Origin of the sequence: Lysinibacillus sp. RS10 (assembly GCF_041956855.1) — a bacterium.
Lineage (GTDB): Bacteria > Bacillota > Bacilli > Bacillales_A > Planococcaceae > Lysinibacillus > Lysinibacillus xylanilyticus_A.
The window spans coordinates 2041263-2060190 of sequence record NZ_CP167122.1; the positions used below are offsets into that span (position 1 = coordinate 2041263).

14 protein-coding genes, 1 pseudogene and 1 riboswitch are annotated in these 18928 nt (G+C 33.7%); of the genes and pseudogenes, 12 read left to right on the forward strand and 3 right to left on the reverse strand.

Annotated elements, in window-relative coordinates; all coding sequences use genetic code 11:
• Positions 1-2258: 2258 nt before the first annotated feature.
• Positions 2259-2669, forward strand: coding sequence for a hypothetical protein (locus ACB089_RS10430; protein WP_374966337.1), 411 nt, complete (start codon positions 2259-2261; stop codon positions 2667-2669).
• 91 nt (positions 2670-2760) lie between these two features.
• Here ACB089_RS10430 and xerC read toward each other — a convergent pair whose 3' ends face one another.
• Positions 2761-3240: a tyrosine recombinase XerC gene (xerC, locus tag ACB089_RS10435; protein WP_374966338.1), complete on the reverse strand. Its 480-nt coding sequence runs from the start codon at positions 3238-3240 to the stop codon at positions 2761-2763.
• 135 nt (positions 3241-3375) lie between these two features.
• On the opposite strand from xerC, the gene ACB089_RS10440 reads away from it, so the two are divergent.
• Positions 3376-4371, forward strand: a complete 996-nt coding sequence (locus tag ACB089_RS10440) for a phosphotransferase (RefSeq protein ID WP_374966339.1) — start codon at positions 3376-3378, stop codon at positions 4369-4371.
• 164 nt (positions 4372-4535) lie between these two features.
• Positions 4536-5792 (forward strand): ATP-binding protein, encoded by a 1257-nt coding sequence (locus ACB089_RS10445; protein WP_374966340.1) that lies wholly within the window; start codon positions 4536-4538, stop codon positions 5790-5792.
• 418 nt (positions 5793-6210) lie between these two features.
• Here the strand turns inward: ACB089_RS10445 and ACB089_RS10450 are convergent, their stop codons facing one another.
• On the reverse strand, positions 6211-6384 hold the full coding sequence (locus tag ACB089_RS10450; protein ID WP_374966341.1) for a hypothetical protein: 174 nt from the start codon (positions 6382-6384) through the stop codon (positions 6211-6213).
• Positions 6385-6935: 551 nt separating this feature from the next.
• Here ACB089_RS10450 and ACB089_RS10455 point away from each other — a divergent pair.
• The 9 genes and pseudogenes from ACB089_RS10455 to add all read left to right on the forward strand — a co-directional run bounded on the left by ACB089_RS10455 (position 6936) and on the right by add (position 16897).
• Positions 6936-7874, forward strand: a complete 939-nt coding sequence (locus tag ACB089_RS10455; RefSeq protein WP_374966342.1) for a phosphotransferase enzyme family protein — start codon at positions 6936-6938, stop codon at positions 7872-7874.
• A gap of 812 nt (positions 7875-8686) precedes the next feature.
• A complete protein-coding gene (locus ACB089_RS10460; protein WP_374964127.1) occupies positions 8687-10042 on the forward strand; it encodes a transposase in 1356 nt (451 codons plus the stop codon).
• A gap of 1090 nt (positions 10043-11132) precedes the next feature.
• Positions 11133-11477 carry a hypothetical protein gene (locus ACB089_RS10465; RefSeq protein WP_374966343.1) on the forward strand — a complete coding sequence of 115 codons (345 nt, stop codon included), beginning with the start codon at positions 11133-11135 and terminating at the stop codon, positions 11475-11477.
• A 133-nt stretch (positions 11478-11610) separates the two neighbouring features.
• Positions 11611-12048, forward strand: coding sequence for a VOC family protein (locus ACB089_RS10470; protein WP_374966344.1), 438 nt, complete (start codon positions 11611-11613; stop codon positions 12046-12048).
• A 71-nt stretch (positions 12049-12119) separates the two neighbouring features.
• Positions 12120-12415, forward strand: a pseudogene (locus ACB089_RS10475) (IS1595 family transposase); the annotation flags it as partial.
• Positions 12416-12654: 239 nt separating this feature from the next.
• Positions 12655-13419, forward strand: a complete 765-nt coding sequence (locus ACB089_RS10480; protein WP_374967540.1) for a hypothetical protein — start codon at positions 12655-12657, stop codon at positions 13417-13419.
• Positions 13420-13549: 130 nt separating this feature from the next.
• Complete coding sequence (locus ACB089_RS10485) at positions 13550-14200, forward strand: HAD hydrolase-like protein (protein WP_374966345.1); 651 nt, start codon at positions 13550-13552, stop codon at positions 14198-14200.
• A gap of 342 nt (positions 14201-14542) precedes the next feature.
• On the forward strand, positions 14543-15073 hold the full coding sequence (locus tag ACB089_RS10490; RefSeq protein WP_374966346.1) for a hypothetical protein: 531 nt from the start codon (positions 14543-14545) through the stop codon (positions 15071-15073).
• A 659-nt stretch (positions 15074-15732) separates the two neighbouring features.
• Positions 15733-15831: riboswitch (purine riboswitch) on the forward strand.
• A 73-nt stretch (positions 15832-15904) separates the two neighbouring features.
• Positions 15905-16897 (forward strand): adenosine deaminase, encoded by a 993-nt coding sequence (gene add / locus ACB089_RS10495; protein WP_374966347.1) that lies wholly within the window; start codon positions 15905-15907, stop codon positions 16895-16897.
• Positions 16898-17045: 148 nt separating this feature from the next.
• On the opposite strand, the gene ACB089_RS10500 is transcribed toward add, so the two are convergent.
• Positions 17046-18506, reverse strand: coding sequence for an IS1182 family transposase (locus ACB089_RS10500; RefSeq protein ID WP_374964340.1), 1461 nt, complete (start codon positions 18504-18506; stop codon positions 17046-17048).
• Positions 18507-18928: the final 422 nt, after the last annotated feature.

Here is an 18928-nt window from a genome sequence, read left to right on the forward strand (position 1 = left end):
CAGTAATAATAATTTTGCGCCAAGTATAACGCATTGAGTTTAACCACTTTGCGGCTTGAACTGTAGTATTGAAAAAAAGATTGATACTCGTTAAAAAAGTTCGTTACTTGAAAAAAAGATTATTACCGCAGTAGCTTTGTAAGAAAGATGGATTATTTATAATAAAGATGGATTAAAATCATTTCTCCTCTATAGATTTATTAGAGGAGAGATTTTTTTTATGAATATCTATGTTAATGTTACTTTAAAGTGTAGTTTTGTAAAAAAGATTGATTAAAAGACCATTTAATTGAATATGTCTTATTGAGCTAAAAATGAGCTATTGAATATTAAAAAAGAACTTCAATAAAAGGACTAATTGTTCTTATTACCCTTAAACAATTCACTAACAGTGGCTTTACTTCAACGGGAGTAATGCCTTTTTCTTCTTCAAGTAACGAAGCAGGTTAGTTGTGCGAAATGTTCCTAGCTCAAATGGAGAATGGTCACATTACTCTGGTAAAGCTAGGCAGTTCCTTTCGGAATTGAAGGGTTATATCGAAGAATCAAATGAAGAGGTAACGCTCGGAAGGGTTCTCTCTTAGTCGAATAGCACTTGATTTAGTAAGAATGAAAGTGTTATAAGCTCGGCGAAAAGGCGTGAGAATTTACCGTAACAGTTCGGCTGACGAAAGCCTACCCGCGGGGGTGGTGTAAATCATGGTGCTTGAGTTGAATGAATATGGTGAGAATGCGAATGAACCTAAAAGAAAAGGTTAAGCTGACAAACTTCTGAATGTACGGGCCTATAACTGCGATACATAGAAATGTGTATGTCACCAAATTGTGAGGTTAGATGTGGGTGAGTAAGACTAGCTAATATGAAAATCCATGATACGTTACAGGCGTATGAATGCTAACAGGCTTACAGGAAGCACCTAATTTCATTCTATAATAGATATAATTCAACATTGTAAGCTGATAACGTGGAGGGCTTACTCTCTTTGAAGCGTTGCGAAGGAAAATAATCGTAAGATTAGCGGTTATATAACTTTACTTTATATCAGTGAAAGTGGTGGCACAGTACCGTTGAAGCGTGTAATGAACGTGGAGGGATAGCCACTAGACTAATGAAGAATTATTTAATCATGCTTGGCAAATCTTTATCGGTTAATAAGGTTCTCGTGAGACTAAAAGAGGTTCACCTTCCAAGGGAGGCACCGACTTATTGAAACGGAAGAATTGAGACATAGAAGGTATTTTGATATCAGAAGTGTTGATGATTAATTGAATTGGATTAGTTGGAACGCTGTATGCGGTGAAAGTCGCACGTACGGTGTGAACAGGGGGAAAAGCTGGCGATAATTTCAAAGGCTTACCTATCTGTATGAACAAGCAGAAATTGATTTTTGGATAATTTACTTAAAATTGGAACCTCTTTTAGTTTCAAACGTATTAAAGTAAATGAACAGGGCTTATTGAACCAAAAGGGGCAGGATTATATTGAAAAAAAACAGTCATTCATCGGTTATTTTGGTAGTTCTGATTAATCTTATTTTCATTTGTATAGCTCAAGGCTTCTATACTTTGATGTTATTAGAGATAAAGGACGTGACCATTTCTCTTCTTTTCTTTTTACCTTTAATTATTGTTTTCGTTAATTTAATTCTTTGGTTAAGTAAATTTAGAATCAAATTCTCTTGGCATTTGATTTCGGCATATATAGGTTACTTTTGTTCCGTTTTTGTCTTCTACTTTATTCATTATATTAACATAGACAAATCATCTTATGATGATTTCCCTCCTGGGGAAGCCTATTGGGATTTATTTTTGTATGTATGCATTAATACAGCTTTACAGTTGACAATTTTGTTTTCCCTGACTGTTGTTATATTTTTACTATACAAAGGATCCTCTTATGTGATTAATGGAAAATATGGTGATACAAAAAAACAATAGTCGATTAAATAAGTGACTTTAAATCAACATCCTACTAGCAAGTTGTTTAGTGAGGAACATTATTCAATGAGTTGAATGAAACTGCGATCTTCAAGAATGTTGTCTGAACCTCTTCTTCCGAATAGCCTGGATTTCAATGGTTTTGTCGGCGGGTTTCCCAACTAACCTATTAATTGAACGAACGGGTGTTTTACATGAAGAACATTGGGTTGCATATGCAACTCTTTTTTTCTTTATTGAACTAACGGAGCAGGTTAATTGAATAAAAAGTAACAAGATACTAAGAATAAGGAGTAAACACAAATCAGAGGTGAATCTTGATGGTTAAGCAATACTTAATCTTATTAGGATTTTTATTTATTGTTCTTACTTCTACGCAAGTTGTTAAATCAGAAACTGTTCCAAAAGCAGAAGAAATGTATGTCACAACAGAAGACATTATTTCAGACATAATATTTCCAACTGTAGATAAAAGAGTAATAAAAGAGTATGGGCAGGATACACTTTTTGACTGGCAATGGAAAAGGATTTTAGATATTACTTACAATGATAATCATTCCTATGACGTTACTGTGAAAATTGAAATCCCTTCGAAAAATTTTGATGATGCTAAAGAAGATGTAGTTAAAGTAAGGATATCCCCATCCTGTGATAGTGACAAAATTAATAAACAGCAATGTAATCATGGTTTCAACATTGAAGTATTAGATTACAAACATTTATCTCAATAAGAATTATTACCTTTAATTCAACTAATGAAGGTTTTACTTCAATAAGAAGGGGTAGAGCCTTTTTCTACTTAAACTAACAGTGCTGGCTTGTTTAATAGATTGCAGAGCGTTCTGACCAATTAATACTATTATTCTCTAGTGAAACAATTTTTCCAATTCTACATCCTGTTGAAAACATAAACTCAAATATCGCATTTTCCAGGGGAGTATGGCATGCCTCTTTTAAATGTTCAATTTCTCTTTCGGTTAAAAACTTAGGAATTCGTTTTCCGACTTTGGGTTCCTTTATTTTAGCTGCTGGATTTTTAGATATATGTCCTTCTTCATGTGACCAACGGAACAATGATTTCATAAAACGAATTAGGTGAGCAAGACTAGAGGGTTTAAGATACACATTAGATTTTGCTAAGTATTCTTTTAGTTGAACAGTCGTAAGTGATTCAATATTAACATCCTCAAAATAGCGAGTAAGTAATGCTGCCTGAAGACGATATGCTTTTAAAGTTTGTAAGGAAAAACCTTCAATTCTCTTTTCAGATTCATATGTTTCCCATGCTTTAGACATTAACAAAGTACATTCCTCCAAAAATATTATTTTATAGAGGAATTATTTCCAATTTGCTAGAAAGAGTATACATAGAAAAATAAATACTTCACTAACGGCGCAGGATAGTGAAGAAGAGGAGTTACCAATGAGGAGGATAGAATGGATAATTATTTCGAAAGTTTAATTGAAAATGCATTAAGTCAATATGGAATTTATGATTATGATTCTGTTTTCATAAGACATAATGAAAACATTACAATAAAAATAATAAACAATGTGGATAAAAATAAATTTTTATTGCGTATACACGTTCCTATTACTCCTGGTCTTCAAGGAGTACAACATACTTTTGAAGGTTTAAATGGAGAGATGGAATTGCTTATTAGCATAGCAGAAAAGACTTGTTTGCCTCTACAACAGCCAATTAAAAATCAGAATGGTAGTTTTGTTTCTACAATTATTGATTCCAATGATCATTTTTGCCCGTTAAGTACACTCCTTACTTGGAAAGAGGGAGATGTATTTACAGGGGAAGAATTATATTCCGAGAATATTTCTTATGAAGTAGGTATTGTATTAGCTAATATACATAATTTTTCAAGCAACTGGACAATTCCATGTCCATTTATCCGACCAAATTATGATATTAACAAGTACACTAATTTAATGTATAGGTTACAGTATGGAATTAAGTTAAACCTAATTAAATCTGAACATTATGATATAATTTCAGATACTTTGAAATATATAGGATCTGTTTTTGATGATACACCAAAAACTAAAAATAACTGGGGAATCATTCACGCCGATCTTCAAGGTGGAAATATTATTGTTAATAAAAACAAAGTAATTCCAATTGACTTTGGTTTCTCTGGTTATGGTTTTTATCTATTCGATGTTGGTCTTACTCTTGCTTCCTTAAATACTAATCTTAGGAAAAAAGTCTTAGACGGATACAAAACATTAAGAAATATCGATAGTGCTGACGAACACTTAATAAGTGCAGGTTTTATCTTAGGGATTATTGGTTCTTTTGGGTTTAATATAAATAATCCAATATCCCATGAATGGATACAAAGAAGAATGCCATATGTAACACAAAATTATTGTTTACCTCTTTTAGAAAAAAAGCCTTTTATATTAGAGATAGAATGATTAGGTTTTAATTTATTCGCATTCCTTAACGGTGCAGGTTAGTCAAATTTTTTTTACACTTTTTTCAACATCTTTCTTTTTTTGAAAAAATGTTTATAATTATCTTAACCTTTTGTGTTTCATCACTTTTTTAACATTTATTACTCAATTTAGGGGCGCTGATCATGGGGATAACGACATTATTATTAAATGCATTCATTATTATCATTTGTATTTTTTTCTATCAAATATTTTGGTTAGATAAAGATGGAAAAGAAGCGCGTAATACTATATTAATTTCCTTTCTTTCATCCATTGCGGTTGTTCTTTGTATGACATTCCCGTTTAAGTTTAATTATGGATACATATATGATTTACGGCTTATCCCAATCCTTTTAGCTGTTCTCTATGGTGGTTTTAGGAGTTTTATTTTTATTACTGTTATATTTGTTTCTTACCGTTTTTACTTAGGCGGAGACGGAGTCTACCCTGCAGTTATTGTATATTTTATGGCCACTTCCATTACTATGGTATCCCAATATTTTCTTGCTGGTTATTATCAAAAAAGAAAAATATTGTTCAGCTTATTGCTTATGTCTCTTTGCACTATTTCCTTTTCTATATTCGCTTTAATGAACCAAATACGGATAAACGATAACGTTCAACCTGATTTTATTCACTTTTTATTCAATTATATAGTGATCAATATTCTGACTGTTTTATTGTCTCTTTATTTAATTGAAGGAATGATAGAAAGGTTTAAAATGAAAGAAAAAATTCATCGTGCAGAAAAATTTATGGTGACTTGTGAATTAGCAGCGTCTATAGCCCATGAAATAAGAAACCCGTTGACTACGGTATATGGATTTATGCAGATGTTTAGTAAAAACGAAATCTCTGAAACACAAAAGGATGACTATTTGCAAGTCATGCTAATGGAGTTAGAAAAAGCGCAACTCGTTATTAACGATTATTTGTCCCTTATAAAACCACAAAATGTTGCAAGAGAATTATTAGATATTAGACCAATAGTTGAGCAAGTAATAGATGTTATTTTACCGATCGCCATCCAATGTAATGTTAAAATTGAAAGCGATAATGAATGTTCCTATTATATATATGCCAACACCGATAATCTAAAATTGTGTTTAATTAACATTGCAACGAACGGGATTGAAGCCATGACTAATGGAGGGATGCTCCGAATTAATGTGAATAAGGTAAAGAATCGTATTGTGATTGATATTATTGACACAGGAATTGGAATGTCTTCTGAGGAGATAAATCGAATCGCTATGCCGTTTTATTCTATAAAAGAGAAGGGAACCGGGCTAGGTACGATGATTGCATACAGTATTGTAAAAGGATTAAACGGAGATATAGAAATAAAAAGTGAAAAGGGAAAGGGAACACGGTTTTCTATTATTATTCCTTCTTCCTAATAGAAATCGTAGGGCAAAAAAATTTCGACGATTTAGGGCTTGCCGCTAAAGTACAGTTCGAAAACGAAGAATTGAAAGACGAAAAAGAAATTGAGAAAATATCCGGATACAATAACGCAATAGTATCCATTTTGGAGTGTATAAACCCAATTTTTTTATATGATTTAAATGATTAAAACAACCTTAATTGAATAAGATTGTGAAGTATTACACTTAAACTAACGGGGTGCTTACTTGAAGAACATTGAGTTGCATAGGCAGCTCTTTTTTTCTTTATTGAACTAACGAAGCAGTTTAGTTGAACAAGAGATATGGAAATTCCATTCTTTTTATGTCGCAGTTGAAACAAAGCGTGTAACAATGCATACATGAATAATCAAAAAAAAATGTCCAAAAGGAACAGTTAATTTATAAAATTTTATCTGAAACCTTCGGAAAGAGCTTTTCCTTTATTGTAGACAAATCTTTCCCATTTAGCTAACACCCCGTTGCCATTCTCACTACGTTCTATTTTTAACGCGTGATTTTTATGGAAATCTTTTACCCGTTTATTATGTTCTTTTTGCCATTGGTGCAAAGGATTTTGTTTCATTTTTTTAACCTCTTTTTTAATTAGTTTCTTAATTATATGGTTAATATGGATAAATTAAAAGCAATCTATATCTTGTCGATTGAAAATAGGAATTGATAGTTCATTCGGACATATTGCGGAACAAATTAGGTAGATAACATATAAAAACGGTAAGTGGACTTTTAGTGGTAAAGATAATTTTTTTATGAGTGGTGAATATTTCGACCAAAATTTGTAATAGAAGAAAAAAGAAAAATGCTATTCAACTCCCATGAAAATTAAATCTCTGGCTCTAAAAAAGTCCATGCTAAAACAAACGCGACCTTTATATTCAAAAAAAGGGTAGTGCCTAAAATAGAGATCTGATTTAGATTATATTGCTAACGGGTCATTACTTGAGATCATTGAGTTGCATAGGCAGCTCTTTTTTCTTATTGAACTAATGGGCATTTTAGTTAAATAACAAAGATTTTATTATATGGTATAATAAGGGAATGTAAAGTGTTTTTTATCATAATAAAAATTTTGACAATGACTAAGGCGATTAAAGATAAAAGGAGGAGTAAAAGATTATGGAACAAAGGATACTTGAATCACTTAACAAAATTTATCCAGTTAATATTATGGCAGTCGAATCAGTGACTAATGAGATGTTTCGATGTATTACAGAACAGGGGAACTACTTTGCAAGAATAACAAACTATAAAACATATGATGAACAGTTAGAAGAAATTAAATATACTAATTTTTTGTATAGCGAAGGATTTGGAGTATCCCCCATAATACAATCATTAAACGAAAAATTAATTGAAAAAATGACATTAGAGAGTGAAGTTCTAACTGTTTTATATAAGGGTGCTTCAGGTGCACACTTGCATAGAAGTCAATGGAATGCAAAGGTTTTAAAAGAATTAGGTAGACAAATTGGTCGTTTACATCGCCTATCAAAGAAATTTGAAAATATAGAGACTGTTAAATACATTAAAGATTGGTATGAAAATGAAGAATATGCTTTTCTTAAATATATCCCTAAAGAAGAAAATATAATTAGAGAAATTGCAGACGAGGTTTTATCCTTAATAAAAAATATTCCGAAAAAACAGTCGGATTATGGTTTGATACACGGTGATTTATGGTTAGAAAACACATTGGTAGATAGTAATAATAATTTTACGATGATTGATTTTCAAGATTGCGAAAAAAACTTCTATATATTTGATTTAGCTGTTCCAATATATAGTGCGATGGAATATTCATTTGTAGGAAACAGTAACATTGTTGACTATGGTCGTTCTATATCTAATGCAATAATTGAAGGCTATCAGGAGGAAAATACTATATCATCAGAGATGTTAGAAAAACTCCCTCTATTTATAAAATTAAAGGAAATTTTTGAATACAGTTTAATGCATATGTATTGGGACATAGAAAAACTAACTGAAGAACAAATACGAATAATGAACCATTTCAGGATAAGAATTGAGCATAAACATTCCCTTCTGAAAATTTAGGTGAATTTTGTCTATTCAACTCCCATGAAAGAACGTAATAATCTTTCATTTTCTGTGGTGTAGCGATGATTTTATGCGACATGGATGGCTAACGGGTGCATTACTTGAAGAACATTGAGCTGTTTTAGACAGCTCTTTTTTCTTATTGTACTAACGGAGCAGGTTAGCGGAAGAAAAAATTGTTTAATGTGGAACTTTTGCCAATTTTGCCCGTTGTAAGTTAGAGTCTATAAAGTTTATAGAGAATACAAACGAATGGTAGGTGAGACGATGTTGAAAAAGCTTTTATTGCTGATGATTTATGTAGCTGAATGGGTTTTATTTTTTTATGTTCTTCTCTGTGTTTTCGTTTTCAATATGATTAATTTCTCTAATATTATTTATACTGATATGTCTTGGGAAGAGCCGATTACCTTAACATCATCCTTCATAAAGTCCTCGCTAATCATAGTTGGAATGGGTTTGGTGTGTTCTTTTTATATAAGATATTTAACTGGTAATAAAGCCTATAAAAGATTCAAGGAAGTCATTTGGGGGATTTTATTCGGCTTAAATTCGTTAAGCTGTGTGATTTGTTTAAGTGTTGTCTATGGATTTGATTTGAGTAATGATGATGGGATTTTACTACTAATAGTTACTCTAGTTAGTATCTCTCTGACGATGCAAATTATTATGAAATATAATTGAGTTAATTTCATAATTTTAATCCCTTTAGTATCAAGGATTCTGAAACAATAAAAAACGGGCACCTCCCCAAATTCGGTATAATGGTAGCGACGAAACTAAACCATACTGAATGAGGTGAATGCCCTATGACTATTGTAAAACAAATGAGCCTATTTGACATCCAAGAATTATTGAAAATGGAAAGTTCCCATCGATTTGATGCGATTTTTGCCACTTTCGACGTACAGCCGATTTTTCAGCTATTTTCAAAAAAGACGTTACGCGGTGCTCCACGTGAATTAAATTACGGTGCTATGATACAGTCACTCATTGTTCGCATTGTCGAACGTATTCCAACAATCAAGGATTTAAACAAACGTTTGGTCAATGATCCTTTATTCCGCTTGGATTGTGGATTTCTTGTTTCTGATGTTGTGCCTTCTGAAGCGTCTTATTCTCGAATGATTGATGTCATTAGTCAATCCGATGTACTTGATGTGATGCAAGATACATTGATACAAGTAGCCATGACAGAAGGCTTTCTAAACGATGTACATCTCGCTATAGATGCCACACATTTTGAATCATGCGATGCAGCGAAACCTTCGGTGAAAAAAGGGACGGCACCACCAAAAAAACGTGGACGAAAATCAAAAGAAGAACGAGATGCTTGGCTGACGAAACAAGTAGAAATCAAAGCCAATCAGTCAACTTATGAAAAAGAAATCAAGGACCAACTCGACACACCACTGGAGACACTGTGGCAAGATGCCCCCATCGAACCGAATTGGGGCATCAAAAAGAACAGTGACGGTAAAAATACGTTTTGGTTTGGCTTTAAAGGACATCTCGCGGTGACGACCAAGAGTCAATATATCGTTAGACGCCTCATGACATCTGCTAATTTGTCAGATAGTAAAGCAGCGATTCCTCTTTTAAAGAAAGCAGAAGACCAATTTCCAGGGCATTTTACAACCGCTATTTTGGATGCAGGGTATGATTATGAACCCATTTACCGTCAATTACACGAATATCAAATGCGTGCAGTCATTCCCTATAATGTCCGCAATGAAGGCGAGTATCTCGGATTTGATGAGCATTTCAGACCGACTTGTGTACGTGAACACAGCTACCGCTATGACAGCTTCGACGAAAAATACCGAACACTAAAATTCACAAGGCCAAAGGAATGTGCAACCTGTCCGTTACGTGATGATTCCCTCTGTCAGAAGGTTTTCAAAATCAAATGTGACATAGATTTACGAAAATTCACGTATCCAGCACGAGGCTCCGAACTATGGAAGCAACTTTATAAGGAACGTACAGCCGTTGAACGTGTAAATGCATACCTAAAGCAATATTTTCAGTTAAACAATGTCCGTCACAGAACAGGAAGAAAAGCTAAACTACATTTCAACCTGGTGACGTTTATTTATAATGCCTGCAAGTTAGCGGTGGATCGTCTGAATGCTTTATCACAAGTACAAATTCAAGCAGCATAATTTTTAAAAACGCAAGTTTTCTTAATAGGAGTAGTCTAGGCTTTTGAAAAATATGATTTATGAAATTGATTCAATTATGAAATGAATTCAAAGTTAAGTGGATGATTGTGCTAACGGGAGCTTTACCTTTAAGGAATTAAGCTTTTTTCTTATTAAACTAAAGAAGCAGTTTAGTTGAAGATAAAATGTTATGATATGGATATTTTGGAAGGGAGATTTGATAAAGGGAGGTGTATTTGTGTGTTTTCATTTATTATTATAGCTTACTGTATATTTGCGACAATTAATCTTATACACAAAAATAGAGAATCAATAAGACAATTAACGGCTAAACAATTAATTCTCGCTTCTTTTTCCTATCTTTTCACGGTGTTATTGGGGGTTATTTGTATTTATTATGGAGGTAATTGGATTGCTGGACAATTTTCAAGTCGTTTTCTGCAATCAGTTGTTTTCATTTTGATAATCATCATCACAATATCTTTATGTCGATGGCCATTAAGAAAAATATTAAATAGAGTTACATCAGGTTCCTTGAAGAACAAAAATATGTAGAAGAAATATGAATGAAGGCTGTGATATTATGTTTAAGCAAAGCATCAGATTTCCCTTAATATATTTTGTGGTATTAACCGCTTGGAAATTCATTGCCAATAAAGAGATTAATTGGACAGATAACATAATGACCTGTTTTATAATGTTTTTGTTTATTTTGTTATATAAATGGGCGGAAATTCCATATAAGTGGAATAAGGACAAACAATGAGTAAATATAAATAATAATTTCCTATTCAACTCCCATGAAAGAACTTAATCATCTTTCATTTTCTGTGGTGAAGAGCTGTTTATTGCGCTTCATGGATGGTTAACGGGGGCGGTAATTTAAGATCATTGAGTTCATAGTGGACGATGTCGTTCTTTTTTTGTTTCTTGCACTTATAAAATTGATAGAGTATTTTTTTACTATAAAAAGGTTCATCACCATAACGTGTGGTTGATTACCGTTCCGACTGGTGGGGGCGTCCGATGAGCCGCTTTTGTTGTTGCTGTCGTTGCACTTTCGCACAGAAAACATCCGCTTGTAGGGGCTGTGAATCAAATCTTTTTCCCTATGAGAATCGCCGTTGTCGTTGTAGATTCAGCAGATGGGATGGAAGAATGGGAAAGAATAATTTTTAGCGACAAAGAGCATCGGAGATATGACAAAGATTATCTGATATATGATAGCGTTTTTTGGAATAAAGAGATTACTAATCACGTTAATAATGAAAGTGACATATTACTAAGGGTAAAAGATAAAAATGGAGATGTAGTAGTAGATGAATTGTTGGTATCACCTGGAACAAGTGTACAATTGGATAACTTAAAAAATAATGAAAAATATTACTTTGAAATTAAAACTACACAAGGAAGATTCCATATTACTGCCACATGAGAAATAAAGAGGCCTAGATAATTATCGAGTTTTCTGTTTTATGTAGCTGTTAATACAAAAAGACAGATTTGGTTAATACTAGAATTTGAATACAGGATATTGCAAAAAAACAGAAACAATGGAGGTATGAAATTTGAAGATCCAAAGAATAGATCATGTGGGTGTAATCGTAAATAATCTCTCCGCCGCTAAAGAGTGTTTTCTCGATTTTGGACTTGAGGTGAAAGGGGAATGGGAAATGGAAGGAGATTTAATGGGATATGCAGCTGGGCTTGATGACGTTAAAGTAGCGTGTGTAGGATTGGGAACGACAGACGGTCAGACATGGATAGAGCTAATCAAATTTTATACACCGTCAGATGAAAAAGATATTCAGCAACCCTTTGCAAATACACTGGGTATCCGACATATTGCATTTACAGTTGAAGATATTGAAGCCGTTGTTGCCAAATTGAAAAAGAAGGATACGCAAATCTTTAGTGAGATACAGCAATATGAAGAAAGTTATAAATTATGCTACGTTCGTGGTCCAGAAGGAATTATTTTGGAGTTGGCTGAGGAAATCAAATAAGTAATGTTAATTAAAATGAAAGTACGACTCTTTGTTACTTTCTTATTTTTTTGGCTCTGTTAAAGGTTAATGTAGCTTGTATGGGGCGTGTTGTGAAAACGAAAGTTGACGGTATGATAGGCTCTAAATTAACATCTAATAATGTACTTGTAACAGACGCTTGGAGAGCCTATAAAATGTATGCAAATGAAAAAGGGATAGAACACTACCACATTAAATCAGACGAGTACCTTGCTTGGTTTTTATTTGTAGATAGTTATAGTAATGAAAGCACAAAACATAATATCAAAGAATTTCTTTTGACATCCTTTGTTTTTGAAATGACAAAACCTATCGAAGTTTACGGTTATCGAAATTCAACGTGTAATGCTTATTTAACTATTAGAGATTTTACGGAAAATAGTGTCATTTACGGTGACTTTCCGTCAGATTTATGCGGATTTACAATGTCAAGGATAGAAAAGTACACAAATACGATTTTGGGAACGGGATTGGACTGTTTTAACTGGAATGAAAGTTACCAAACGACGGTTTGGGAACATTCGAAATAATAAAATCCAAATTTGGTTTATATTGATATAATCATATGAGGAGTGATGAAAATTGATGAAACAAATTTTTGCATTTGAAAGTATCACGGATTACAAAAACAATGCCAATGACATAAAAATCTTAAACAGCAAGCTAGAACTATATAAAGAACGTTTGGTTAACGAGTTTGAATTAAAGGTGCTGCCAAAAACAATTGTGTGGACAAATAGTGAAAATGCAATGACAGTCTTCTCAAAAAATCCTGTCCCAGCTTTTACAAACGAGGAAACTATTTTTATGTCACCTAGTTTGGATGAATGGAAGCACTTTTATCTTTCTCAAATAGAAGACGAAAGGTTAGCACATAATGATGCTACTGAATACATAAAGCAATATTTTCAATCCATCACAGTTGATCATGTTTTTTGTGTATTAGCCCATGAATTAACACACCACATTGAACTTTTTCTAGATGATTTTGAAGATGAGCGTCATGAAAGTATTTGGTTTGAAGAAGGCATGTGCGAATATCTTTCTCAAAAATTAACCTTAACCGAAGAGCAATTTAATGAGCTAAGAAAAATTGATCATTTAATGATTGAAATCTTCAAACCAAAGTATGGAGATTTTTCTTTAGATGAATTTGGCTCAGGTAGTTATAATCAGACGTCGTTAGCTTCAATTATGCTTAACTATTGGAGAAGTGCTGCTGCTATTCACTATTTAGTAGAAGATTGCTATAGTGGCGATGTGATGAAAGTATTTAATCTTTATCATGAATGGCATGAAAAAGGTAGAGAAAAACCGCTGACCGATTTTTTTGGTGTTAGTAAGTTTTAATATTCAAATTCAGAGATAAACACTCCCAAACACCGCTTTGGGTGCGTTTTTAAATATTTCAGGAACAAAATGACAGAATATTCGTTGTTATAGAGAAGGTTAAAAAACATTCCAAAGGAGCACTACTCAAATGAATTCAGCTGTAATTTTTGATATGGATGGTACCTTATTTCAAACGAACTTAATTTTAGAACCAGCACTCGAAGCGACTTTCGAGCAATTACGGCAAAAGGGACAATGGACGGGTACTACACCGATTGAAAAATACCGAGAAATTATGGGTGTCCCTTTACCTGTTGTTTGGGAAACACTATGCCCCGAACATTCGCCACAAATGCGTGAACAGAGTAATCAATTATTTCAATTAGCACTGATTGAACAAATAAAAATGGGTAACGGTGCTTTATATGAAGGAGTAAAAAGTACGTTAACGAAACTGGCACAAACGCAGCCTTTGTTTATAGCGAGTAATGGGCAAACTGATTATTTACAAGCCATTGCAGAGACTTATAATCTAACAAAATGGATAAAAGGTATTTACAGTATTGATTTAATTACTTCAGGGAACAAGTCTGAATTAGTAGCAACTGTTCTAAAGGAAAATGATATTCAAAATGGGTTTGTTGTAGGTGACCGTTCATCAGACATTCAAGCAGCCCTTGATAATGATTTAATATCAATTGGCGTTCGTTTTGATTTTGCTCAAGAAAAAGAGTTAGAAAAAGCAGATTATGTCGTGAACCAATTTGATGATATTTTAGCTATTATTGAAAGTGTATAAAGCATACATAATCTACCTAAATAAAGTTCCCAAATGTAAGCTTGGTAACATTTCAAACAGCGACAAACACTGTTAAATCAGTGCTTGTCGCTGTTTTTTATAGAAAATAACACTCTGAGACGCTGCGAAAAATAATTTTAAAGAAGACTGTTCGATCCACTTGTTCTGAATGGCGGTAACATATAAATAGACTCTCAATGAAATGTTGCCAAAGGAGTTTTGGATGCATTTTTTTATTCAACTAACAAGACAGGTTAGTTGAAGTTAAGTGATAAGGAATGTGATAGGATGATGTACAGATGCTTAACCATTTCTAGTGAGGGATTGGGGGATGAAATTAGGTTGGAACAACAAATAGTTGAATCTGTTAAAGTGGGATTAAGTGGTTTTGAGATAGGTTATTTTCATACGGGACAATGGTTTCCACAAATGCCGTATTATAAGTATTTTAACCACTTAGATAAAGAGATAAGACGTTATTCGATTGCTACTTTTGTAGTCCGACTTGGCAATTGGGAAGCAGGGAGTTCATATTATTTTTCTGATAGAAAACAGACTAAATTAAAACAACCAGAGTTAGAATTGTATATCCAAGCATTTTTGAAGAATAAAGAGATGATTAAAAAAGATTTCCCATCTATGTATCAATATATTTTATACTTTTCAAAAGAATTATTAGAAGGCTCTGCAATACGTGGTGAAATTTGGAAGTTTAGAATGGCATACCCCTTAAAAAAAGAGTTAAAAAATGAAATCGATAATAATAATTTAAATGTAAAAAACGTACGATTTTCTACTAAATATTTATTAAGGGAATTTCAATTACAGCCATTTTTTAGTTCAGATTACTTTGATATAAGAAGGGGAATATAGAAAAATTAACCCTCGAACTACATATCTTCTTTGGTATCTTATTGAATTAATGGGAGGCTTTTGTAAAACAATGATTTATAACGTATACATAAATAAACCTAATAACGTTCCCAAACGAAAGTTTGGGGACACACCGAAAGGCGACAAATGCTGTTAAATCAGTGTTTCTCGGTATTTCTTTTGGAAACTATTTATACAACATTTATACTAATAGTGTAAATCGCGGATATACCAATATTTTCACTCGATAGACTTGTTCTTCCTTTTGCATAAAATCACGTATATTTCTTAGCGTTGTAGATTCGCATTATTAAGACGAACCCCCGAAATAACGGTGAACCTTAACAGATCAGGTTCTCCTAATTTAACGACTCTGCATTGCAAGCTTCCGATTCCAAGTATGTCTATTTCAGTTTGTTCAAGAAGGAACCCCTCAGGAAGCGGACACTATTTATGTTGGGGGGGAGTGAATACCTTGCCGCAATTGCTGCAAAATTAGATAAAAACATATATGGGGAATATCACGATATGCTATCCAATACCGGAATCCCTCCATTTTTGTTTGTGATAGTCCGATAGACTTATTACCACAAATGATTTATCGGTATTAAGGACCATGTTGACAATCCGAAATTTTTTTATTATCATGTTAAAAAACATTAATGAATTCAATAAAATTCCGTATAACTCCAATAATATGGTTTGGGGGTCTCTACCAGGAACCGAAATTCCTGATTACGAAGAAAGTACAAGTACAAAACTTGTATTTTCTTTGTAGTCAGGAATTTTTTTATGTTTTTTAATCTAAAAATTTATTTCAGGAGGACAAAAATGAACTTTTTAGCATTACCAAAAATTGAACTTCACTGTCATTTGGATGGAAGCCTTAGAGCTGAAACTATTATCGATATTGCACAGAAGGAAGGTATTCAGTTACCTTCTTTTGATAAGGATGAACTGCAAAAGGAGCTGATTGCTCCGTTAGAATGTGAATCCCTTGATGAGTATTTAAAAAGATTTTCTCTTCCTAATATGGTCATGCAGTCCAAGGAGAACTTAAGAAGAATTACTTTTGAGCTATTTGAGAATGCAACAAGAGAAAATGTGAAATATTTAGAAGTCAGATTTGCCCCGTTACTTCATACATTACAAGGTCTTGGTGTTGAAGAAGTTATTCAATCTGTTATAGAGGGGATGAGGGACGCTGAAAGCTGTTACGAAATAAAGGGAAATATAATCTTGTCTTGCATGAGGACGATGTCTGTAGAAAGCGCATTTGAGGTGGTTGAAAACGGGAAAAAGTTCCTTGGAAAAGGTGTGGTGGCAATGGATCTATGTGCATCTGAAGAAGAAGGCTTTTGTGGAAAATTCGTAGAACCTATCGCATTAGCCAAAGAATATGGCTACAGAGTGACTATTCATGCCGGTGAAACGGGAATTGGTAAAAACGTTCTGGAGGCTGTTGAACTGTTGGGGGCTGAAAGAATAGGACACGGAGTATTTATTAAAGATTGTGCCGAAGCTTATAAGATTGTGAAAGAAAGACAGGTAGTGCTTGAAATGTGTCCAACAAGTAATGTCCAGACGAAAGCTGTTCATCATTATTCTGAACATCCGATTTATAAGTTTCATAAAGATGGAATAAAAGTGACATTTAATACAGATAACAGAACAGTATCAGATACTACAATGGCAAAAGAAATCCATTTAGTTAACAATGAATTTAATCTAAGTGAAGAAGATTATCGCCAAATTTATTCAAATAGTGTAGAAGCATCCTTTGCCGACCAAGAAACTAAAGAATGGTGCTTGGCGCAATATTAAAGAAAATTAGAATTAGCAACAAAAACAGTCCCCGAACTGAGGGCACTGAAAAACTTACGTTTTCATAAAAGCGAACCTTTCTCAGATAAAAATAAGGCACTTCTTGTTCAATGTTGAACAGGAAGTGCCTTATTTCTGTCTCTATTCCTTATTCATTTTCGTTTAGTAACTTTAATATCCGTTTCAAATTGACAGCGAATATCGTTGTAGCACCTTGAATTTCCATGCCAAATAGACCCGCAGTCGATGCCGTATCGTACCCGTGTCCGTTTTTTAATTCACTATTCTTCGCTTCTACTTTGTAGCGATTTGCGGCTAATTGCTTAAATGCTTCCGTATTTTGAAATGCCTCTTGTTCGGCATGTGTATCCGACTTAATTGTGACAGAATATGTTTTACTTTTTGCGCCTTTTTTATAACAGCCCTCTCTCATTGGACATACTTTGCATTTTTCAATGTCAAAATAATATGTCTGACTTTGACTCTTACTCGTTCCTTTTTTACCCGTACGTGCTTTTCTTGTCGCGAGATGACCGGCCTTACAAACAAACATTCCAGCGTCTTTATTAAACTCAAACTTGTCTTCTTCTTTTCGTGGTCCTTGTGTAAGAATAGGATTCAACTTTGCCACAAGCGCGATTTTCTCTTCTTTTGTATATTCGATATTTGCCTTTTCAGAGTAAGCTGCGTCTCCAATAACTGTATTAATTTTCATACCTGCTTGTGTGCTTTTTTCAATTAACTCTTGAAGATATTTTCCATCGCTTTTTTCACCTGTTGTAATGACAGCCGCTGTAATAATACGTTCATCACTCAACGCGATATGTGTCTTATACCCGAAGAAAGAAGATTCCGACGTCTTATGCCCTTTTTGCGCATCCGCATCAGAAGAGTAATTTAGATGTTCTTGGAAATCTTCTACGACTTCTTTTAAAACATTCAGCTTTTCTTTGACAGATGGCATTTGTGCAATTTGTGGTTCCTTTTCAATGACTGAAATAACTTCCTTACAGTAAGTTAACTCATCCTTTACTTCGTTAGAAGTGGTCTTTGTGGGGAATTTGTCTTTCATCGATTCGTCAATTTTGTAGACAGCTTTTCGAGCGTTTTTTGATTTCTCTTGTAAAAATTCTTTAGGCGTTTTTTGGTTGTAACGTGCTTTTGTATGTGTGGCATCCACAATAATCGTTTGACTGTTGATGATTTTTTTCTCCAATGCGATCTCAACTGTTTTCCCAATGAGCATGTCTAATAAGCTTACGTCTTGAAGACGAAGCCGACGAAATTTTGTAAGCGAACTTGAATCAATGACTGGATCTTCTGGCGCCATATCCAAGAAATATTTAAATGACATATCGTACTTCGAACGCTCTACAAGGTCGACGTCTGATACATCATAAATTGCTTTTAATAATAAGTACTTAAACATACGAATTGGAGGAATGGCATTACGTCCATTGTCTAAACAATATTTTGTTTTTAACTCTTCTAAAATGAATGAAAAATCAACAAGTTCATTGATTTGGCGAAGTATATTATCTTTTGGCACAACAATATCGTAGATCGCCATATATGGACTTAAATTAAGGGTTTCTTGATTTGAAATCATGGGGGGCACCACCTGCACATTAATTCTTTTATTATAAAGGAAAGCGTGACTAAAATAATAGTGTGAAACATTGCGTTGTTTGGAGAAGCATCGCTCGACTCCTGCGGGAAAGCGAGACAGACGAGACCCCGCACGAAGCGAAGTGTAGGAGGAGGCTCGGCGCTCGCCCGCGGAAAGCGAGCGGAATGCTTCGGAAAACAACAGTAGAGTCACAATGTGAGAAGATATAGACTTTTTCAGTGCCCTCCCCGAACTCGAACATATTTTTTACTACCATAAAACTAATCTTTTGTAATGTTAGCAGATTGGAAAGAAATGTACTTAGAGTAAGAGGTGCTATAATTTTATAAGGATAGGACTTGTGTTTATGATTAATCTCCATATACGCAAGTCTTTTTTGTTATGCTTCCTCAATCGCTCCT